This window comes from Streptomyces longisporus, from assembly GCF_039532765.1.
Taxonomy (GTDB): domain Bacteria; phylum Actinomycetota; class Actinomycetes; order Streptomycetales; family Streptomycetaceae; genus Streptomyces; species Streptomyces longisporus.
Genome location: NZ_BAAASG010000009.1, coordinates 251,573 through 271,929, shown reverse-complemented (window position 1 = coordinate 271,929; position 20,357 = coordinate 251,573). Strand labels below are relative to the sequence as shown.

General features: G+C 72.1%; 21 protein-coding genes. 15 read left to right on the top strand and 6 right to left on the bottom strand.

Annotated features, from left to right (window positions below; translation table 11 throughout):
• Positions 1-31: 31 nt before the first annotated feature.
• From ABD355_RS20190 to ABD355_RS20175, 4 genes are all read left to right on the top strand, one after another.
• Entirely contained in the window at positions 32-844 is an 813-nt protein-coding gene (locus tag ABD355_RS20190; RefSeq protein WP_344401872.1) for a slipin family protein, read from the top strand.
• 123 nt (positions 845-967) lie between these two features.
• Positions 968-1,519, top strand: coding sequence for a YbhB/YbcL family Raf kinase inhibitor-like protein (locus tag ABD355_RS20185; RefSeq protein WP_344401871.1), 552 nt, complete (start codon positions 968-970; stop codon positions 1,517-1,519).
• A gap of 70 nt (positions 1,520-1,589) precedes the next feature.
• A complete protein-coding gene (locus ABD355_RS20180; protein ID WP_344401870.1) occupies positions 1,590-2,450 on the top strand; it encodes a polysaccharide deacetylase family protein in 861 nt (286 codons plus the stop codon).
• An 18-nt stretch (positions 2,451-2,468) separates the two neighbouring features.
• A complete protein-coding gene (locus tag ABD355_RS20175) occupies positions 2,469-2,648 on the top strand; it encodes a hypothetical protein (protein WP_344401869.1) in 180 nt (59 codons plus the stop codon).
• Positions 2,649-3,256: 608 nt separating this feature from the next.
• On the opposite strand, the gene ABD355_RS20170 is transcribed toward ABD355_RS20175, so the two are convergent.
• Positions 3,257-3,928, bottom strand: a complete 672-nt coding sequence (locus ABD355_RS20170) for an ABC transporter (protein WP_344401868.1) — start codon at positions 3,926-3,928, stop codon at positions 3,257-3,259.
• The gene (locus ABD355_RS20165; RefSeq protein WP_344401867.1) at positions 3,925-4,797 is read right to left on the bottom strand and encodes an ABC transporter ATP-binding protein; all 873 of its coding nucleotides are present in this window, start codon (positions 4,795-4,797) and stop codon (positions 3,925-3,927) included. Before ABD355_RS20165 ends, ABD355_RS20170 begins: the two co-directional genes overlap by 4 nt.
• Positions 4,798-4,850: 53 nt before the next feature.
• Here ABD355_RS20165 and ABD355_RS20160 point away from each other — a divergent pair, with 53 nt between their 5' ends.
• From ABD355_RS20160 to ABD355_RS20135, 6 genes are all read left to right on the top strand, one after another.
• Positions 4,851-5,567 (top strand): peptidyl-tRNA hydrolase, encoded by a 717-nt coding sequence (locus ABD355_RS20160; protein WP_344401866.1) that lies wholly within the window; start codon positions 4,851-4,853, stop codon positions 5,565-5,567.
• Between the two features lie 84 nt (positions 5,568-5,651).
• Positions 5,652-6,437 (top strand): DUF4142 domain-containing protein, encoded by a 786-nt coding sequence (locus ABD355_RS20155; RefSeq protein WP_344401865.1) that lies wholly within the window; start codon positions 5,652-5,654, stop codon positions 6,435-6,437.
• A 124-nt stretch (positions 6,438-6,561) separates the two neighbouring features.
• Entirely contained in the window at positions 6,562-7,872 is a 1,311-nt protein-coding gene (locus ABD355_RS20150) for an MbnB/TglH/ChrH family RiPP precursor modification enzyme (RefSeq protein ID WP_344401864.1), read from the top strand.
• Positions 7,873-7,944: 72 nt separating this feature from the next.
• On the top strand, positions 7,945-8,703 hold the full coding sequence (locus ABD355_RS20145; protein WP_344401862.1) for a DUF4142 domain-containing protein: 759 nt from the start codon (positions 7,945-7,947) through the stop codon (positions 8,701-8,703).
• Between the two features lie 104 nt (positions 8,704-8,807).
• Positions 8,808-9,608, top strand: coding sequence for a TIGR04222 domain-containing membrane protein (locus ABD355_RS20140; protein WP_344401861.1), 801 nt, complete (start codon positions 8,808-8,810; stop codon positions 9,606-9,608).
• A 99-nt stretch (positions 9,609-9,707) separates the two neighbouring features.
• Positions 9,708-11,348, top strand: coding sequence for an alpha/beta hydrolase (locus ABD355_RS20135; RefSeq protein WP_344401860.1), 1,641 nt, complete (start codon positions 9,708-9,710; stop codon positions 11,346-11,348).
• A gap of 22 nt (positions 11,349-11,370) precedes the next feature.
• Here the strand turns inward: ABD355_RS20135 and hemQ are convergent, their stop codons facing one another.
• The gene (gene hemQ / locus ABD355_RS20130; RefSeq protein WP_344401859.1) at positions 11,371-12,102 is read right to left on the bottom strand and encodes a hydrogen peroxide-dependent heme synthase; all 732 of its coding nucleotides are present in this window, start codon (positions 12,100-12,102) and stop codon (positions 11,371-11,373) included.
• A 4-nt stretch (positions 12,103-12,106) separates the two neighbouring features.
• Positions 12,107-13,597 carry a protoporphyrinogen oxidase gene (hemG, locus tag ABD355_RS20125; protein ID WP_344401858.1) on the bottom strand — a complete coding sequence of 497 codons (1,491 nt, stop codon included), beginning with the start codon at positions 13,595-13,597 and terminating at the stop codon, positions 12,107-12,109.
• A gap of 129 nt (positions 13,598-13,726) precedes the next feature.
• Between hemG and ABD355_RS20120 the strand changes: the two genes are divergently transcribed.
• Together ABD355_RS20120 and ABD355_RS20115 are read left to right on the top strand one after the other, a co-directional pair.
• A complete protein-coding gene (locus ABD355_RS20120; RefSeq protein ID WP_344401857.1) occupies positions 13,727-14,692 on the top strand; it encodes a DUF4349 domain-containing protein in 966 nt (321 codons plus the stop codon).
• Between the two features lie 48 nt (positions 14,693-14,740).
• Positions 14,741-16,129 carry an FAD-dependent oxidoreductase gene (locus ABD355_RS20115; RefSeq protein WP_344401856.1) on the top strand — a complete coding sequence of 463 codons (1,389 nt, stop codon included), beginning with the start codon at positions 14,741-14,743 and terminating at the stop codon, positions 16,127-16,129.
• A 16-nt stretch (positions 16,130-16,145) separates the two neighbouring features.
• On the opposite strand, the gene ABD355_RS20110 is transcribed toward ABD355_RS20115, so the two are convergent.
• A complete protein-coding gene (locus tag ABD355_RS20110; protein ID WP_344401855.1) occupies positions 16,146-16,466 on the bottom strand; it encodes a hypothetical protein in 321 nt (106 codons plus the stop codon).
• Positions 16,467-16,591: 125 nt separating this feature from the next.
• Here ABD355_RS20110 and ABD355_RS20105 point away from each other — a divergent pair, with 125 nt between their 5' ends.
• Entirely contained in the window at positions 16,592-17,416 is an 825-nt protein-coding gene (locus ABD355_RS20105) for a rhomboid family intramembrane serine protease (protein ID WP_344401854.1), read from the top strand.
• 22 nt (positions 17,417-17,438) lie between these two features.
• Here ABD355_RS20105 and hemE read toward each other — a convergent pair whose 3' ends face one another.
• On the bottom strand, positions 17,439-18,506 hold the full coding sequence (gene hemE, locus ABD355_RS20100; RefSeq protein WP_344401853.1) for a uroporphyrinogen decarboxylase: 1,068 nt from the start codon (positions 18,504-18,506) through the stop codon (positions 17,439-17,441).
• Between the two features lie 168 nt (positions 18,507-18,674).
• Here hemE and ABD355_RS20095 point away from each other — a divergent pair, with 168 nt between their 5' ends.
• Positions 18,675-19,304: a DUF3000 domain-containing protein gene (locus tag ABD355_RS20095; protein ID WP_344402065.1), complete on the top strand. Its 630-nt coding sequence runs from the start codon at positions 18,675-18,677 to the stop codon at positions 19,302-19,304.
• 222 nt (positions 19,305-19,526) lie between these two features.
• Entirely contained in the window at positions 19,527-20,189 is a 663-nt protein-coding gene (locus ABD355_RS20090; RefSeq protein WP_030939825.1) for a response regulator transcription factor, read from the top strand.
• The last annotated feature ends 168 nt before the right edge of the window (positions 20,190-20,357 follow it).

Below are 20,357 nucleotides of genomic sequence, written 5' to 3'. Positions count from 1 at the left end.
ACATACCCGCCCTCTGACAGAGGGGGTCGTGATGGTTCCTGAGCTGGCGACGGCGGCCGTGGTGGCCGGTTCCGCGGGGATCGTCTACCTCGCCGCGGCGGCGAGGGTCGTCAAGCAGTTCGAGCGCGGGGTGGTCTTCCGCCTCGGGCGGCTCGCCGGTGCCGTGCGGGAGCCCGGATTCACGATGATCATCCCGTTCGTGGACCGGCTCAACAAGGTGAACATGCAGATCGTCACCATGCCGGTGCCGGCCCAGGAGGGCATCACCCGGGACAACGTGACGGTGCGGGTGGACGCCGTCGTCTACTTCAGGGTGGTCGACGCGGCGAACGCGCTCGTCAAGGTGGAGGACTACAAGTTCGCGGTCTCCCAGATGGCGCAGACGTCCCTGCGGTCGATCATCGGCAAGAGCGAACTGGACGACCTGCTCTCCAACCGCGAGAAGCTCAACGAAGGCCTGGAGCTGATGATCGACAGCCCTGCCGTCGGCTGGGGCGTGCAGGTCGACCGGGTCGAGATCAAGGACGTGTCCCTGCCGGACGCGATGAAGCGCTCCATGGCCCGCCAGGCCGAGGCCGACCGCGAGCGGCGGGCCCGCATCATCAACGCGGACGCCGAACTCCAGGCCTCCAAGAAGCTGGCCGAGGCGGCCAAGGAGATGGCCGAGCAGCCCGCGGCACTCCAGCTGAGGCTGTTGCAGACGGTGGTCGCGGTGGCCGCCGAGAAGAACTCGACGCTCGTGCTGCCCTTCCCCGTGGAGCTGCTGCGGTTCCTGGAAAGGGCGCAGGAACATCAGCCGCCGCCCGCGCCGGCTCCCCCGCCGGACCACCAGATCGAGACATGACACGTGTTGCCGGTGTGGCCCCGCGCCCCGCACCGGGTGATAGACACAGCGAGGTCACAGTTCCTGTCCGCCAACAGGAAGGTTGCACCCTTCATGTCTGCGACACGACGTCGCGTTTCGCCCATGCATCGCAGGCTCGTGGTCGTCGCCGCCGCGGCGGCAGTGGGGCTCGCCTCGGGGTGCGGGGGCGACGGCGGTGGCACGTCCGTCCCCACACCCAGCGCCGCGCGGCGGATCACCGTGACGAGCAGTGCCTTCTTGGAGGGCGGCACCGTCCCCCGCCGCTACACGTGCGACGGGGCGGACATCTCACCGCCGCTGAACCTGACCGGGGTCCCGGGCACCGCCGCCGAGCTGGTCGTGCTGGTCGAGGACCCGGACGCCCCGCACGGCACCTTCGTGCACTGGCTGATGTGGGGCATCGACCCGCATGACACGCACTTGGCCGCCGGGCAGGTACCCAAGGGCGCCACACAGGGCCGCAACGGCTTCGAGAAGAACGCCTACGGCGGCCCCTGTCCGCCCAAGGGCAAGCCCCACCACTACGTCTTCTCGGTCTACGCCTCCGACAAGACCCTCACCCTGTCGGCCGACGCCACGGCCGACGACGTCAAACGCGCACTGACCGGCCACACGGCGGCCTCCGGCACCCTCACGGGCCGCTACGGGCGCTGATCGCCGGGCGTTGCCGCGGAGGGGTTCACCAATACACGATTCACCCCTTTCATCCATTTATGTTCGTACGATGATCAGTCCCGTACGACCTGTACGTGTCGTCCTCCGGGCGGCCGCCGCCTGTGCGCTCGGCGGCGTGCTCACCGCCTGTGGTGCCCCCGGCGCGCCCCCTTCCGCTCGCCCGGCGCCCGCCGCGACCTCCACCGCCCCCTCCCGGCCCGCGACCCTGGCCCGCGGCCCCGCCGGCCTCACGCCCGTCTTCAAGAACGGCCCCCGCACACAGGGCAGAACGGTCGCCCTCACCTTCGATGCCGACATGACCGCCGATCAGGGAGCGCGGGCGGCGGCGGGCGAGCGGTTCGACAATCCGGAGCTGATCGCGACGCTGCGGGCGCTGAAGGTTCCGGCGACCGTGTTCATGACCGGGCGGTGGGCTGAGGAATACCCGGCGCAGGCGCGGTCCATCGGGCGGGACCCGCTCTTCGAGGTCGCCAATCACTCCTACAGCCACTACGGCTTCACCGGTAACTGCTACGGCCTGCCGACCGTCTCCGAGGACCGGATGCGGTCGGACGTGGAACGGGCGTACACCGCGTTGCGCAGGGCCGGGGTACCGAACGCGATGCCGTACTTCCGCTTCCCGGGCGGCTGTTACGACCGGCAGGCCCTGAAGGCGCTGGCCGCGACCGGCGTCACCGCCGTGCAGTGGGACGTGGTGAGCGGCGACGCGTTCGCCACGGACGCGGACGCGGTGGCCCGGCAGGTGCTGGAGGGGGTACGGCCGGGCTCGGTCGTCGTCATGCACTGCACACGCAGTGCGGCGCCGGCGACCGGGCAGGCGGTCCGCCAGATCGTGCCGGAGCTGCGCAAGCGGGGCTACCGGTTCGTCAAGGTGTCCGAGCTGATCGGGGCCGCGAGGGGTCGGCAGTGAGCGGCTTACGCTGGAGATGTGAGCGAGGACTACTGCACCATCCGCGACGCGACGAAGCCGCCCCGTGCGGAGGGGCCGCCGTATGCCGAGTGCGTACTCTGCCGCGAACCGACGGAGTACCCGGAGTCGTACAAGGGGATCACGCTGTGCCCGGTGTGCGAGTGGCAGGAGGCCCAGCGCACCGCCTGCTCAGGATGACGGCCGGAACACGAGCCGCGGGCGGGGAACTGCGCGACCGGCCCCACCAGCTGGCGCGGTCATCTCCACCCCCAGCAAAGCGCCGGCTCAGGTGAGCGGCGGCACCCAAGAGCGCAGGCTGCCGCCCCCACAGGGGGCGCGAGCCTGTGTCGATTCGCGGCTCCGCCGCGTGGGCGCGAACAACCCCCACCCACCCGCACGATCATCACGGCCCCCAGTGGAGCGCCGGCTCACTACGAGCGACAGGACGCGACACCGCAGGCCGCCGCGCCGTAAGGGGCGCGAGGAACTGCGCGATCAGCCCCTGCCCACCCGCAAGTTCATCAGCGCCCCCAGCAAAGCGCCGGCTCAGGTGAGCGGCGGCACCCAAGAGCGCAGGCTGCCGCCCCCCACAGGGGGCGCGAGCCTGTGTCGATTCGCGGCTCCGCCGCATGGGCGCGACCAACCCCCACCCACCCGCACGATCACCACCACCCAGTGGAGCGCCGACTCACTACGAGCGACAGGACGCGACACCGCAGGCCGCCGCGCCGTAAGGGACGCGAGGAACTGCGCGATCAGCCCCTGCCCACCCGCAGGTTCATCAGCGCCCCCAGCAAAGCGCCGGCTCAAGATGACCGGCGGGACGTGACGGCGCAGGCCGTCGTGATCGCCGCCGCTGCGAGGACGGCTGCCGTGGCCAGTGGGAGCAGGGGGACGGGGATCCTGCCCGACTGGGAGCCGGTGACCAGGTCGCTGACGGCCGCTTGCGCCGGGGAGCCCGTCGTCACCGCCGACAGCAGCGCCGTGAGCAGCATCGCCGGGACCGCCCGGCCGGGTGCCCGCAGTACCGGCCAGTTGGTGAGTGCCCCGACCGCCGTGCCGAGCAGTGCGCAGGCCTGCGTGGCGAGAAGCCCGGCCGCGGCTGCCGGGAGCAGTGCGATCCGGGTCCGGTTGTCCGTGCTGACCGGCGCGCTGATCAGGGTCACGACGAGGACCGCGGCCGTACCGAGCGCCGCCGCGGCGATCAGGGCCACCAGCAGCCGGGCCAGATGCGCCCGCCCCGGCCCTGCGGCCGCGGCCACGCAGGCACGGGCCTCGGGCGGTTCGACGGTGACGCAGATCCGTACCAGCCAGGCGGCGACGGGCAGCAGGGCCGCTGCCGTGTAACCCAGCGAGTCGAGGACGGGCTGCCCGCTCTGCACACCGATGCCGAGGAACGCCGCGTACAGGATCACCGGCGGCAGCCAGCGCTGCGAGCGCAGCAGAAGGGCGGCCTGGTAGCGCAGGAGGGCGGTCATCGGTGGTCGTCCTTGGCGTGTTTGTCGATGGGCTGCACTTTGACCACGTGCCACGGCGGGCGGGCCGTCAGCAGGGTGCGCAGCACGACGTCCGAGTGGGAGGCGGGAACGGTGAGGCGGTAGGTGCCCGGGGCGGTCTCCTCCGTCGAGACGAGGGCGCCCAGTGCCTCGACGGGCGGCTGCCCGCCCTGCGGGCCCTGCACCTCGACCACCACCTGCGGGCCGTCGTACGGTGCGGTGGTGTCGCGGGTACGGCGTTCCAGGCCGCCGTCGCGCACGGTGTACGTGGTGTCGGGCGCCCCCGCCAGGCGGCGCGGGTCGTGGTCGACGAAGACCACGGCGCATCCCGCGGCGGTGCGCTCGGCGACGGCCCGCTCCAGCTCGGTACGGGCGGCCGCGTCCAGGCCCGTCCAGGCCTCGTCGAGGACGAGCAGCTCCGGCTCGGCGAGCAGGGCCTGCGCGACGGCGACCTTCTGGCTGCTGCCCTTCGACAGCTGGGCCATGGGGGTGCGGGCGTGGGCGGCTGCCCCGAAGCGGTCCAGCCATTCCCCCGCGGCGCGGATCGCCGTACGCCGGGAGAGGCCGTGGATGGTGCCCAGGTGAGTGAGGTAGCCGTGCGCGGTGAACGGGAGGGCCGACGGGAAGCGTTCGGGGACGTACGCCGTGCGGCGGCGGCCGGTGATGCGGCCCTCGCTGGGGGCGTCCAGCCCGGCCAGCAGCCGCAGGAGAGTGGACTTGCCGGTGCCGTTCGCTCCTTCGACGCGGGTCAGTGTGCCCGGCGTCACGGCGAGGTGGACGCCGCGTAAGACCCAGGGGCCGCGGATGCCGTAGCGGCGGCCGACGTTGTCGAGCCGAAGATCACGTCGCATGGCGTCATCCTCGCAAAGTGGCGCTGCCCGGCACCCCCTTAAGGTTGGCTGATGTGAGCCGAGATGTGACGTCCGCCGACGACAGCCCTTTCCGGTCCGAGCCCAACGAGCGCGATCAGGCACCCCAGTTCGTGCTGCCTCTCGTCGTGCACATCGAGAAGGCCGCACCGCCCGCCCGTACCGACGCACTGGAGACCGCGGCCCGGGCCGTACTGGGGATGCTCAGCGACGAGCGCTCCCTCGGCGACGGGGAGTGGGCCGAGGTCATGCGGGACTGGCAGGACGCCCGGATCCGCAAGGTGGTGCGGCGCGCCCGCGGTGCCGAGTGGCGGCGAGCCGAGGCGCTGCCCGGGATCACGGTGAGCGGCAAGTCGGCGGAGGTACGGGTGTTCCCGCCCGTACCGCTCGACGGATGGCCCAAGGACCTGGCCCGGTTGCAGGTCTCCGGCACCGATCTCGACGACCCGGAGCCGCCGGCGACGGCGGACCCCACGGTGCCGGTGCTGTGGCTGAACCCCGATCTCGACATGTCCGCAGGCAAGGCGATGGCGCAGGCGGGACACGGCGCCCAACTGGCCTGGTGGGAGCTGTCGGACGAGGAGCGGGCGGCCTGGCGGGACGCGGGTTTCCCGCTCGCCGTACGGAGCGCCGACCCGGAACGCTGGGGCCGACTGACCACGAGCGGGCTGCCGTTGGTGCGGGACGCGGGCTTCACGGAGATCGCGCCGGGCTCCTGCACGGTGGTGGCCGATCACCCGGCGCTGCGCTGACCCGGGGACGCCACCGCTTTACCAGTCATTTAGCTTTTTTTCTTTTCCTTGAACAAGGCGAGGGTCCCGCGCGTACTTCCCGGCATGCGGATCAACGGTACGGCCCTGCTCGTCGCGGCCCTCGTCGTCACCATCGGAGCCATCGCGTTCCCCGTGTGGTCCTACGCCGACCGGTCCGGCACTGGCCAGGCGAACCTCGCGGCGGGGACGGTGAACACCCAGTGGGGGCCGCTGACCGCCGCCGACCGCGATCTGATCGTGCGGGTGCGGCTGGCCGGTCTGTGGGAGCTGCCCGCCGGGCAGCAGGCGGTCGAGCGCGCACCGAGCCAGGCGATCAAGGAGGCCGGCGACCACCTCATCGTCGGCCACACCGACCTCGACAAGCGGGTGCGGATCGTCGCGGCCCGGCTCGGCGTCGAACTGCCGAACCAGCCGAACGAGCAACAGCAGGGCTGGCTGCAGGAGATGACCGCGGCGACGGGCGCGGAGTACGAGTACAAGTTCGTGAACCTGCTGCGCTCCGCGCACGGCAAGATATTCCCGGCCATCGGCACCGTCCGCAACTCCACCCGGAACACGCTGGTACGGCAGCTGGCCTCGGACGCCAACCAGACGGTCCTCGACCACATCACGGTGCTGGAGAAGACCGGCCGGGTCGACTTCGACGCCATCGCCGACGACGCGGTGGCCACCACGACCGCCAGCCCCACCGGCCCGTCCGCACCGGTCCCCGGCCAGGTGGCGCCCTCGGCGCCCGCCGCCGAGCCCACCGGTGACATCGGCACCACCTCCCGGCCCTCGCCGGGCGCGCCGGGCACGGTCAACACCAACCGGCCGGATCCGGTGGACTCCGAGGGTGTGCTGCGGTGAGCCGAGCCGACCGGGCCGAACCTCAAATGTTGCTCTGAAGGTTCCGGCGACGGGATTCGCGTCCGAGCGGCGGGGCCATACCCCCGTCACGTTCTTCGAGGAGACGGCAGGGAGGGGACGGACCATGGAGCGACTGGGAACGGGCATCGGGTGGCGGCCGGAGATCGCCGACGCCGTGGAGCGCATGCCCGGCATCGACTGGGTCGAGGCCGTGGCCGAGAACGTGTGCCCCGGACACCTCCCCGAGTCACTGCGGCGGCTGCGCGCCCGCGGGGTGACCGTGATCCCGCACGGCGTCTCGCTCGGCCTCGGCGGCGCCGACCGGCCCGACGAGCACCGGCTCACCGCACTCGCCGAGCGGGCCGAGGCGCTGGGCGCGCCGCTGGTCACCGAGCACATCGCGTTCGTACGGGCCGGCGGGCCGCTGACGGCGTCCCCGCTGCTGGAGGCCGGACATCTGCTGCCCGTGCCGCGCACCCGGGACGCCCTCGACGTGCTGTGCGAGAACGTCCGTATCGCACAGGACGCGCTCCCGGTGCCGCTCGCCGTCGAGAACATCGCCGCGCTGATCTCCTGGCCGGGCGAGGAGCTGACCGAGGGGCAGTTCCTGTACGAGCTCGCCGACCGGACGGGCGTACGGCTGCTGATCGACGTCGCCAACCTGCACACCAACCACGTCAACCGCGGCGAGGACCCGGGCAAGGCGCTCGCCGAGCTGCCGCTGGAGGCCATCGCGTACGTCCATGTCGCGGGCGGCTTCGCACGCGACGGCGTCTGGCACGACAGCCACGCCCACCCGGTGCCGCAGCCCGTCCTCGACATCCTGACCGACCTCGCCGCCCGGATCTCGCCGCCCGGCGTGCTGCTGGAGAGGGACGAGAACTTTCCCGAACCTGCCGAACTGGAAGGGGAGTTGGAGGCGATCCGGGCAGCCGTGGCGAAGGGACGGGCGATACGCGAGGAGATTGTGTCAGAGGCGGCGGAGGCGGTCGTGGGCTCCGTCGCCGCCCCTGCGACCGACGCAGCCCGGCAGCGTCTCGGGCTCGCTCAGGCCGCCCTGCTGTCCGCGCTCGTCGCCGGGACGCCCGTGCCGGAGGGGTTCGACCGGGTGCGGCTGGGGGTACAGGCGCGGGCGCTCGCCGGGAAGCGGGCGGATGTCGTGGCCAAGGTCGCGCCCGAGCTGCCGGTGATCCTCGGAGAAACGTACCGGCCCGCCTTCCTCGCGTACGCCCAGCGGCACCCGATGACCGGCGGCTATCGCCGGGACGCCCTGGACTTCGCCGGGCAGCTGCTGCTCGACGGGCGCCCGGAGGACGGCCGGGCCCGGCGGGAGCTCAGGGAGTGGTGGCTGGAGCGGTCGGGCCCCCTCCCGCGCTCGCAGCGGCCGGCGGTGAGGATGGCCCGGGCGGCGCGGCGGGTGCTCCTGCACCGCTGAGCGCCAGAGTGACGGTCGCGACAGCGGGGCCCTCCGAACCCCGCAGTAATATGCGGTGCCGTAGGAGGCACCATGCGACCGCGACCACCTGTCACCGGCCGAGGCATATTCAGCGGCACCGGGGTCATCATCATCGGCCTGACGGCCACCCTGCTGGCGTTGATCTTCCCGATCTGGTCGTACGCCGACCGGTCCGGGACCGGAGTCAGTGCCGCCGTACTGAACGCCGACACCGTCTCGACGCAGTACGGTCCGCTGTCCGCGCTCGACCGCGACTTCATCACGAAGGTCCGGCTTGCCGGCCTGTGGGAGCTGCCCGCCGGACAGCAGGCCGAGCAGAAGGGCACCACCGACGCCGTACGCACCGCGGGCCAGCATCTGGTCCTGGGGCACACCTTCCTCGACCAGCGGGTACGGGACGTGGCGGCCAAGCTCGGGCTGCAGCTGCCCAACGAGCCCAACGACCAGCAGAAGCAGTGGCTGGCGACGCTGAACGCGGCGCAGGGCACGGACTACGACAGCAAGTTCGCCAACATCCTGCGGCTGGCCCACGGCAAGGTGTTCTCGGTCGTCGCCCAGGTCCGTGCGAGCACCCGCAACTCGCTGGTGCGCGCGCTCGCCGACGACGCGAACACGACCGTGCTGGACCACATCAAGGTCCTGGAGGCCACGGGCTACATCGACTGGGACGCCCTCGCCCAGGACATGGCCTCCCCGAGCGCTCCCCCGCCGGCCGACCCGACCACGGGCCCCGGCCCCGTCGTCCCGGTCGAGCCGTCCTCGTCCCCGACCTACACGCTGCCGCCGGCCGCCTCCAGCCCGCCGCCGTGACCCTTGCCCGGCCGAAAAAACGGAACGTCACATACCCACAACACTCCGTCCGCATCGTGAACAGGGCATGGCATTTCTCCGGGCATCTGGCATAGAAACGCGGCATGTTCTGGGTTGTTCTCCTGCTGCTGGCCTGGGCCGCCGCCGGCACCGCGTGCACGCGGTTGTGCCTGGCCGCCGTACGTGCGGCGGGCGGGGACGGGGGCGCCGCAACGCAGGCCAGGCGTCATGATCTGACGCTCTACGAGGCCGCGTTCCTGTCCGGCGGACCCGGCAGGGTCGCCGATCTGACCATGGTCTCCATGGCCCGGCAGCGGCGCCTGCTGCTCGCCCACACGGGGTGGGCGACGGTGGTCGACCCGCGCGGGCGGGACGACATGGAGCGGTCCGTCATAGGGGCCATCGGGCCCGAGGGACAGAGCCGTATCGCCCCGGTCCGGGCCGCGGCGGCCTCCGCGGACGCGGTCGCCGGCCTCGGCGACCGGCTCGTCGACGCGGGCCTGGCGGTGCCCGCCGGCGCCCGGACCACCGTCGCGGCCGGAGTGCGCCAGGTGCAGCTCGCCGCGGTGGCCGTGCTCGTGCTGGGGGCGGTCGCGCTGCTGGTGCCCGCCCAGCCGGACATGCCGCGCGGCCTGGTCGCCCTGTGGTTCGCCCTGCCGCTCGCGCTGACGCTGAGCTGCCTCGCCATCGCCCGGGTCGAGGCCCACCCCTACTCGCGCTGGGCCTCCCCGGCCGGGCAGCGGCTGCTGGGCGCCCTGACCCGGCGTGCCTCGAACGGTGACGACCGTACGTATCTCACCACCGTCGCCGTACGAGGCGTCCGCGCGATCGGCGAACCGGACCTGCGCGCGGCCTTCGCGCACCGCGACCAGTCCTGGCGCGAACCACACGCCAGGGGCGCATAGGGGGCATTGAGGACGACACCGCCGGGGCGGTGCTTGCCTTCTGCATGCACCGAACGAAACATCCCTTTTGTCGCTGCCATGCACCGAAGGGATTACGTCATGAGAGCTGCCGCCCTCTACACGGCCGCCGGATCACTGCTCCTGACCGCCCTCGCGGCCGCCCCGGCAGGCAGCACCCCCGTCGCCCCGGACGCGGCCGAGCTGCAGGGCACGGCGGTGGCCGCCGCGCGCGCCCGGGCGGCCGGCATCGAGTTCGGCAAGTGTGCCGCCGCGCAGGACATGCCCGGCACCATGGAGTGCGGCACGGTGTCCGTGCCGCTCGACTACGCGCATCCCCGCGGCAAGCAGATCAAGCTGACCGTCAGCCGGGTGACGGCCACGCACAAGGACCCCCAGAACAGCAAGCGGCGGGTGCCCCGGCAGGGCGCCCTGGTCTACAACCCCGGCGGGCCCGGCGGTGACGGCCTGTACTTCCCGCTCGTCGGGATGCTCCCGGAGTGGAAGCGGCTCGCGGCGGCCTACGACCTGGTCGGCTACTCCCCGCGCGGCGTCGGCAAGTCCTCGCCGCTGTCCTGCGAGGAGCCCAAGCTCTTCTTCAAGGCACCCTCGCAGGCGCCGACGTACCCCTCGGAGGCGTACAAACAGGAGCGCATCAAGGAGGCCAAGGCCTATGCGACGGGCTGCGCCAAGCGGTCCGGTGGCGGGCTGCAGTACTTCAACTCGCTCAACAACGCCCGTGACCTGGACGTCGTGCGGGCCGCGCTCGGCGAGGGGAAGCTGACCTTCATGGGCGCGTCGTACGGCACCTACTTCGGGGCGCTGTACGCGACGCTGTTCCCCTCGCATGTGCGGCGGATGGTGTTCGACTCGGCGGTGAACCCGGCTCCCGAGCAGATCTGGTACCGCAACAACCTCGACCAGTCGGCCGCGTTCGAGAAGCGCTGGGCGGACTTCCGGGAGTGGATCGCCCGGCACGACGACGTCTACGGGCTGGGGAAGACGGCCGACGAGGTGCAGGCCAGCTACGAGAAGGCGAGCGAGCAGCTCGCGGCGAAGCCGGCGGGCGGCAAGGTGGGGCCGGCGGAACTGCAGGCGGCGTTCCTGTCGGCCGGGTACTACGACGACTACTGGGCGACCCGCGCGAAGGCGCTGTCGGCCTATCTGAAGGGCGATGCGAAGCCGCTGGTCGAGCAGGCCGGTCCGGCCACCGAGACGGCCGCCGAGGCGGAGAACACCAACGCGGTGTACACCGCCGTCGAGTGCAACGACGCGCCCTGGCCGACGGACTGGAAGGTCTGGGACCGGGACAACACGCAGCTCGCGCGCGTGGCCCCGTTCGAGACCTGGGACAACGCGTGGATGAACCTGCCGTGCGCCTACTGGCCGGCGCCCCGGCAGCAGCCGCTCGATGTGCGGACCGGGCCGGGTGAGCTGCCGCCGACGCTGATCCTGGCCGCCGAGCGGGACGCGGCGACGCCGTACGACGGTGCCGTGGAGCTGCACCGGCGGCTGAACGGCTCGGTGCTGGTGACCGAGCGGGGGGCGGGCACGCACGGCATCGCGGGCGGCCCGAACCGGTGCATCAACGGCTACCTGGACGCGTATCTGCTGGAGGGCCGGCTGCCGCAGGAGCAGGCGTCCTGCGCCCCGCACGCGGAGCCGAACCCGGCCGCTACGGACGGCCGGGCCCACCCGGCTCCCATCAAGGAGAACCTGAAGGGAAAGACCGCCCGGCCGTGACCACGCGACAACCGGGCGCCGACTACGCCAGGCCCGCCACGAGTTCCGCGATGTCCTTGCGGCGCCCCGTGTAGAACGGGACCTCCTCGCGGACGTGCATACGGGCCTCGGAGGCGCGCAGGTGGCGCATGAGGTCGACGATGCGGTACAGCTCGTCGGCCTCGAAGGCCAGGATCCACTCGTAGTCGCCGAGGGAGAACGAGGCGACCGTGTTGGCACGCACGTCCGGGTAGCCGCGGGCCATCTTGCCGTGGTCGGCGAGCATGCGGCGGCGGTCCTCGTCGGGCAGCAGGTACCAGTCGTAGCTGCGCACGAAGGGGTAGACGCTGACGTAGTTGCGGGGCGTCTCGTCGGCGAGGAAGGCCGGGATGTGCGAGCGGTTGAACTCGGCGGGGCGGTGCAGCGCCATGTTCGACCAGACCGGCTGAAGGGCGCGGCCGAGCCTGGTGCGGCGGAAGAGGTTGTACGCCTCCTGCAGCTGGTCGCTGGTCTCGGCGTGCCACCAGATCATGAGGTCGGCGTCGGCGCGCAGGCCCGACACGTCGTACGTGCCGCGGATCGTCACGTCCTTGGCGGCGAGCTGGTCGAACAGCTCCTGGACCTCGTCGGCGTAGCCCGCGCGGTCCTCGGGCAGCACGTCCTTCAGCTTGAAGACGGACCACAGGGTGTAGCGGATGACCTCGTTGAGGTCCTTGGCCAGCTTGCCCTTGTTCGCGATGCGGTCCGGGGCGGTGGTGGGGGCGTCGTCACTCATGTCGCTATTCTCCCGCTCCGCCGTGCAGACTCTGCACCGGGTGGGCGGTGAGCTCCTCCACAGCGCTCAGGTCCCCGCCGATCTGGTCCACGGCGGCGTACGCGCTCGCGATGCAGGCCGGGATGCCGACGCCGTCGTACTGGGCGCCGCACACGGCGAGGCCCGGCAGCTTGGCCACGTGCTCGCGGATGCGGGCCACGCGCGCGTGGTGGCCGACGGGGTACTGGGGCAGGCCGTCGGTCCAGCGGGTGACGCGGGTTTCGAGGGGGGTGGCGTCCAGTCCGGTGGCCTCGCGCAGGTCGTGACGGGAGACGTCCACCAGGCCGACGTCCTCGCGCTCAAGGATCTCGGTCTCGCCGTAACGGCCGACGGAGGTGCGCAGGACGACCGTGTCCGGGCTCTCCTCGGCGATCCAGCCCCACTTCTGGGAGGCGAACGTCGACGCCTTGATGGTGCGTCCGTCGACCGGCGGGACGAGGAAGCCGCTGCCCTCGGGCAGGGCGGTGTCGGCGCGGCGGTAGGCGAGGGTGACCAGGGCCATGGAGGCGTACTCGACGGCGGCGAGCTCGGCGGCGGCCTCCGGGGCCTCCGGGCGCAGGAGACCGGCGGCCGCGGGGGCGGGGACGGCCACCACGACGGCGTCCGCGTGCAGCACACGGTCTCCGGCGACGACGCGCCAGCCGCCGGAGGTCTCGCGGCGCAGCTCGGTCACCGGCGTCCCGGTCAGGATCTCGCCGCCGCGTGCGCGCACCGAGTCCGCCACCGCGAGGGGCAGGCTGCCGATGCCGCCGCGGATGCCCATGAAGACGGGGCCGGTCTGCTGGGCGGCGGCCATCCTGGCCTGGAGCTCGCGGACGCCCTCGGTGAGCGAGTCGTGCGTCTTGGCGACCTGGTACAGCTGCGGGACCGCCGAGCGCATCGAGATGCGGTACGCGTCGCCCGCGTAGACACCGCCGAGGAGGGGTTCCACCAGGCGGTCGACGACCTCGCGGCCGAGCCGGGCCGCCACGTACTCCCCGACCGCGACGTCGTCGCCGACCTCCGTGCGCGGCAGGTCGGCGTCGCGCTCGATGCGGGCCAGGCCCTCGTCGGACAGGACGCCGGTCAGCGCGGCGGCGGTGCCGGGGACGCCCATGACGTGGCCCTTGGGCATGGGACGCAGGGCGCCGCGGGTCCAGATCGAGGCCGTCGCCGTGGCCGGCGGCTGCAGCCGGTCGTCGAGGCCCACCTCGCGGGCCAGGGCCACCGCCTCCGGTCTGCGCGCGAGCATCGACTCGGCGCCGAAGTCCACGCGCGCGCCCGCGATCTCGCCGGGCAGCAGCTTGCCGCCGACGCGGTCCGACGCCTCCAGCACGGTCACCCGCGCGCCCCGCTGCAACAGCCGGTGGGCGGCGGCCAGTCCGGCGATCCCGGCTCCGACGACGACGACCCGCCCGGTGCCCGTACGACTCTCCACTTCGCGCATGTCCTCAAGCGTCTCAGACCCCTCTGACAACCCGTCGGCGACCTGGTGTCCTTCACGAGTCCCGACCGTGACCGCATCGGGACCGTCCCGGTCCAACGTCCCGGCCCCTCGGGGCGTCGAAGGAGCGTCAGTCGTCACGACCCTCGGGGGTACACCCACATGCGCGCACGACGTCCCGTACGACCTGTCCCGGCCCTGGCCGCGCTCCTGCTCGCCGCGGCGCTCGCGCTCACCGGATGCAGCGGGAGCACCTCCGACTCCGGCGGCAGGAGCACTGCCGGCAAGGCCGTCCGGAGCGACGGCAAGGCCGCCGCGCCGGGCGGCGAGAAGAACGCGAGCGGCGCCGGGGCCAAGCGGGCGCCGAAGCTCACCGCGAGCAGCATCATCCGTACCGCCTCGCTCACCGTGCAGGTCGAGGACGTACCGAAGGCACTCGACGCGGCCCGCACCACCACCGAGAACGCGGGCGGCTACGTCGGCGACGAGACCACCAGCCGGGACGGGAAGGGCCGGGAGCGCACGCGTGTCGTGCTGCGTGTGCCGGTCGACAAGTACGACGAGGTCCTCGCCGGCCTCCAGGGCACGGGAAAGCTCCTCGACCGCACCGCGAAGGCCGAGGACGTCACCGACCAGGTCGTCGACGTGGACAGCCGGATCAAGTCGCAGCGGGCGAGCGTCGCCCGGGTCCGGGAGCTGATGGACCGGGCCACCAAGCTCAGTGACGTGGTGGAGCTGGAGGGCGAGCTGAGCAACCGGGAGGCCGACCTGGAGGCACTGCTCGCCCAGCAGTCGTCCCTGAAGGACCGCACCAGCCTCGCGACGATCACCCTGTCCCTCTCGGAGACGCCGGTGAAGGCGGACACGAAGGACGAAAGCCCCGGGTTCGTGGACGCGCTGGCCGGCGGCTGGGGCGCGTTCCTGACGATGCTGCGCTGGCTCGCGGTGGCGTTCGGCGCGGTGCTGCCGTTCGCCGCGGTGGCGGCCCTGATCGCGTTGGTGTGGCTGCGGCTCGTCCGGCCCCGGCTGCCGCACCGCCCGGCCCCCGCGACCGGCGCACCGGGCCCACTGCCGACGGCCCGTCCGGCACCGCAGGCGCCGGGCACGCGCGAGAACGACCAGGACTGACCGGTACCGGGCGCGGCCCGAAATGCCGCGCCCCCGTAGCGTGTTCGCATGGACATGAGCGCTACGAGGGAACGACTGGTCGTGATCGGCGGCGACGCCGCGGGGATGTCCGCGGCGTCGCAGGCACGCCGTCTGCGGGGCCCCGACGAGCTGGAGATCGTGGCGTTCGAGCGCGGCCACTTCACCTCCTTCTCGGCGTGCGGCATCCCGTACTGGGTGGGCGGCGACGTCGACGAACGGGATCAGCTGATCGCCCGCACCCCCGAGGAGCACCGCGCGCGGGACATCGATCTGCGCATGCGGACCGAGGTCACCGAGATCGATGTGGCGGGCGGCCGGGTACGCGCGCGTGACGTCGATTCCGGCGACGAGTCCTGGACGTCGTACGACAAACTCGTGATCGCGACCGGTGCCCGCCCGATCCGCCCGGACATGCCGGGCGTCGACGCCCCCGGTGTGCACGGCGTGCAGACACTGGACGACGGCCAGGCGCTCATCGACTCCCTCACGCGCACGCGTGGCCGGCGCGCGGTGGTCGTCGGGGCGGGGTACATCGGCGTGGAGATGGCGGAGGCGCTCATCAAGCGCGGCTACGAGGTGACCGTCGTCAACCGCGGCAGCGAGCCGATGTCCACGCTCGACCCCGACATGGGCCGCCTGGTGCACGAGGCCATGGAGGGCATGGGCATCACCATGGTCGACGACGCCGAGGTCACCAAGGTGCACACCGGCGAGGACGGCCGGGTGCGGGCGGTGGCCACGGAGGACGCCGAGTACCCGGCGGACGTGGTGATCCTGGGCATCGGGGTACGCCCGGAGACGGCGCTCGCCAAGGCGGCCGGGCTGCCCCTCGGCGCCCACGCGGGCCTGCTCACCGACCTGTCGATGCGGGTGCGCGGGCACGAGAACATCTGGGCCGGCGGCGACTGCGTGGAGGTCCTCGACCTGGTCTCGGGACAGGAGCGCCACATCGCCCTGGGCACCCACGCCAACAAGCACGGCCAGGTCATCGGCACCAACGTCGGCGGCGGCTACGCCACCTTCCCGGGCGTCGTCGGCACGGCGGTGTCGAAGGTCTGCGACCTGGAGATCGCCCGCACGGGCCTCCGGGAGAAGGACGCCCGCCGGGCCGGCCTCCAGTTCGAGACGGTCACCATCGAGTCCACCAGCCGCGCCGGCTACTACCCGAACGCCTCCCCGATGACGGTGAAGATGCTCGCCGAACGCCGAACGGGCCGCCTCCTCGGCGTCCAGATCGTCGGCCGCGAGGGCGCCGGCAAGCGAGTGGACATCGCTGCGGTCGCCCTCACGGCCGGCATGACGGTGGAACAAATGACAGCCCTGGACCTGGGCTACGCACCGCCGTTCAGCCCGGTCTGGGACCCGGTACTCGTAGCCGCCCGCAAGGCATCAACGGCGGTACGGCAAGGCTCTTAGGGGCACGGCGCAACCCCTACGCCGAGCCATTGATCCGTTCGATCGCCTGCCGCGCCTGCTCCGCCGGAGGCCGCGGCGGCAACGACGACACGGAAGCCGTAGGAGCGACAGCCGCAGGCTGCTCCCCCGCCGGCTTCGCATGCGCAGCCCCCCGTACGGACCGCAACCGGTGACTCACCGCCTCGTCCAGCGTCACCGGCCGCTGCATCTGCGAAGCCAGCCGTCCGGCCTCCTGGCCGAGCCGGGCGACGTCCTCCCACGGCAACCTGACCACCAAGGAGAGCTCCGCCTCCCCGTCGGGCGTGGCGTGCATCGGAGGAGTAACTCGGTCGTTCATCGCCTGTTCCTCACGTCGTCCCCGCGACCCGCCTTCCCCGTGCCGCGGGCGGTTGAGGAGACATACGCACGCGCGCGTGGCCGCGTTCACCGATTCACACGCTCCACCGGGGGCACTACTTCCTTGTGGTCATACCCGTCCATGACGTGAACCCGGTGCGCCGCACCCCCTGGGTGACATACGCACTGATCGCCGCGAACGTGTACGTCTTCCTGTCCACGCCCGGCCTCGCCGGTTCCGTGGCGGGCGACAGCAGCCTGTCCCAGTTGTGCCATCTGCAGGCGTTCCTGGACCACTACGCGGCCGTACCAAGGGAGTTGATCCACCATCAGATGCCCCGGGTGGTCCCGACCGGTGACATAGGGGTGGGCGCGCACGGGGCGGGCTGTGTGGTGGCGCCGCCGAGTTACGACAAGTCGCCGCCCGTGTCCGTCTTCACCGCGATGTTCCTGCACGGCAGCTGGCTGCACCTGCTCGGCAACATGCTCTTCCTGCTGATCTTCGGCAACAACGTCGAGGACCGCATGGGGCACATCAGGTACGCGCTGTTCTACGTCGTCTGCGGTTACGCCGCCTCGTACGGCTTCGCGCTGGTCAACGCCGACTCGTCCGACCCGCTGATCGGCGCCTCGGGAGCCATCGCCGGGGTCCTGGGCGCCTATCTGGTGCTGTATCCGAAGGCCAGGGTCTGGGTCCTCGTGCCGTTCCTGATCTTCCTGCCGCTGAGACTGCCGGCCTGGCTGGTGCTGGGCTTCTGGTTCGTGCTGCAGGCCCTGTACTCGTCCGGCGAGGGCGTCTCCACGGCGGGGACGGTGGCGTACGCGGCGCACGTCGTCGGCTTCATCGTGGGCATGCTGCTCGCCTGGCCGCTCAAGCCGGGCACGCCCCCGCCGCCGGAACCGCGCGGCCTGGTGTTCGGCAGGAGGGCGCGGCCCCGGCACACATGGTGAGCCGTCGAGGAGAGGTCCATGCCTAGCGGGCCGTCTGCGTGTGGACGTACTCCACGAGCCGGGTCAGTGCGTCCGGGTCGGTGGACGGCATGACGCCGTGGCCGAGGTTGAAGACATGGCCCTCGAGGCCCGCGGCCGCGTCGAGGACCTCGCGGGTCTTGGCCTCGACGGCCTCCGTGGAGGCGAACAGGACGGTCGGGTCGAGGTTGCCCTGGAGGGCCTTGCCGGGGCCGACCCTGCGGGCCGCCTCGTCGAGCGGGACACGGAAGTCGACGCCCACGACGTCCGCGCCCGCCTCGCCCATCAGCCGCAGCAGCTCGCCCGTGCCGACACCGAAGTGGATGCGCGGCACGCCGTACCCGGCGACGGAGTCGAGGACCTTCGCCGAGGCGGGCAGCACCGAGCGGCGGTAGTCGGCCGGGGCGAGGGCGCCGGCCCACGAGTCGAAGAGCTGGACGGCCGAGGCGCCCGCCTCGATCTGCACCTTCAGGAACACGGAGGTGATCTCCGCGAGGCGGTCGAGCAGGTCGGACCAGAGCTCGGGGTCGCCGTACATCATCGCCTTGGCGTTCTCGTACGTGCGCGAGGGGCCGCCCTCGACGAGGTAGCTCGCAAGGGTGAAAGGCGCACCGGCGAAACCGATGAGCGGGGTCGGGCCGAGCTCGCGCGTCAGCAGGCCGATCGCCTCGGTGACGTACGAGACGTCCTCCGGGGTGAGGTCACGCAGCTGGGCCAGGTCGGCGCGGGTGCGGATCGGGTGCGCGACGACCGGGCCGACGCCCGGCTTGATGTCCAGGTCGATACCGATGGCCTTGAGCGGGACGACGATGTCGCTGAAATAGATCGCCGCGTCCACGCCGTGCCGGCGCACCGGCTGGAGGGTGATCTCCGTGATGAGTTCGGGGCGGGTGCAGGACTCGAGCATCGGGACGCCCTCGCGCACCTTGCGGTACTCGGGCAGGGAGCGCCCGGCCTGCCGCATGAACCACACCGGCGTGTGCGGCACGGGCTCGCGCCTGCACGCCTTGAGGAAGGCCGATTCGTACGTCGCTGTCCGGGCCTGGCCCGCGGGGCTCTCGTTCGCACTCACGACCGCAAGTCTCGCACGGCGCCGCAGGCGCTACGGCCGGGGTTCTTGGGGCACTATCCGGACATGCGGACCCCGCACGGGTGTCCCTCCCTGCGCGAAGCCCCCGTTCCCCTTAATCTTCCCCGCATGGCTGCGGCTCAGGGACGACTGTCGGACGGCGCTGACGGAATGGACGACACCAAGGAGGGGGATCGGAATGGCGGCGGTACGCCTCCTCCGTTGCCCTTCCGGGCTGCCGTCGACGCGCTGAGGACCGCGCGGCTGCGGCCGCAGATCGAGATCGAGCCGGCGCCGGCGCCCAAGCGGCTCGCGCCCTTCGCGTACGCGCTGGAGGCGACCGTCGTCGACGGCGACCAGGACCTGGCCGACGGCCGCCTGGTGCTGCTGTACGACCCGGACGGGCACGACGCCTGGCGGGGCGCCTTCCGGCTGGTGACGCTGGTGCGCGCGGAACTGGAGCCGGAGATGGCCGCCGACCCGCTGCTGCCGGACGTGTGCTGGTCCTGGCTGACCGGCGCGCTGCAGGCGCGGAGTCTGTCGTACGGCGAAGCGAGCGGCACCGTCACCCGGGCGAGCTCGCACTACTTCGGCGGTCTGGCGGAGCGTCCGGCGGCCTCACAGATCGAGATCCGTGCCTCCTGGACCCCCCGCGAGGGCCTGGGCGGGGTCCCGGACACGGCGTCCCACCTGTCCTCCTGGTGCGATCTGCTGGCCCAGGTCGCGGGCCTGCCGCCGGCCGGTCCGGGTGATGCGTCGGTCGTGACGCTGCCGCAGCGGCGGGACCCGCAGGCACGCTGACCGGCACCGCGACCGTCGCCTTGACCGTCACTTTGTCGATACGGCCACTTTCGGTCACGAACAGGGCCGCGAACGAACTCATTCGTTCATCGCGCGATCGATCGCGTGTCCGAATTGCACTAATTGATACTCACTAAATCGTGATCTTTCCCTAAAGGACTTCGGGTTTGGTGCCGAAGACGACTGTGACCTTGAAAGCCGTCCCGCACCCCAGGAGGCCTGGTGTCCGTTCTCCTCGAGCAGCCCGCAAGCCTGGTCGCCTACCGCCCGAACAAGCCGACCGCCATGGTGGTCGTGGCCGATCCCCGCGTCCGCTCCACCGTGACCCGCCATCTGTGGGCGCTCGGTGTGCGTGACGTCATCGAGGCCTCGTCCATCGCGGAGGCTCGTCCCCGCATCGGCAACCCCCGCGACATCTGCGTCGCCGACGTCCACCTGCCCGACGGCTCCGGCCTCACCATCCTCTCGGAGACCCGCGCGGCGGGCTGGCCCAACGGCCTGGCCCTGTCGGCCGCCGACGACATCGGTGCCGTGCGCAACGCCCTCGCGGGCGGCGTCAAGGGCTATGTCGTCACCGGCACCCGTACCAACGTCGGGCTCCCCACCCGGCCGGGCGCCGCCCCCATCGGATCCGCCGCCGCGCGTATGCACCGCCGCCCCCCGGGTGCCCCGAGTCACCCGGGTGGCTACCGCGAGCTCTCCGGCCGCGAGGTCGAGGTGCTCCGACTGGTCGCGGAGGGCCAGTCGAACAAGGCGATCGGCGTTTCGATGGGCCTGTCCGCGCTGACCGTCAAGAGCCACCTCGCCCGCATCGCCCGCAAGCTCGGCACGGGCGACCGCGCCGGGATGGTGGCGGTGGCCCTGCGGACCGGCATCATCCACTGACCCGTACGCCTCTGCCCCTTGCCTCTCCCCTCCCCCTCTTCCCTCTCCCCTCCCCGCCTCTCCCCCCTGTACATCTCCGCCATTCACGGACGTGAACAGGACCGGCCGCTGGTTCTCCGCCCGTGTCCCACCTGTCGTGAACCGGATCTTTCACCGACCTGACTGGTT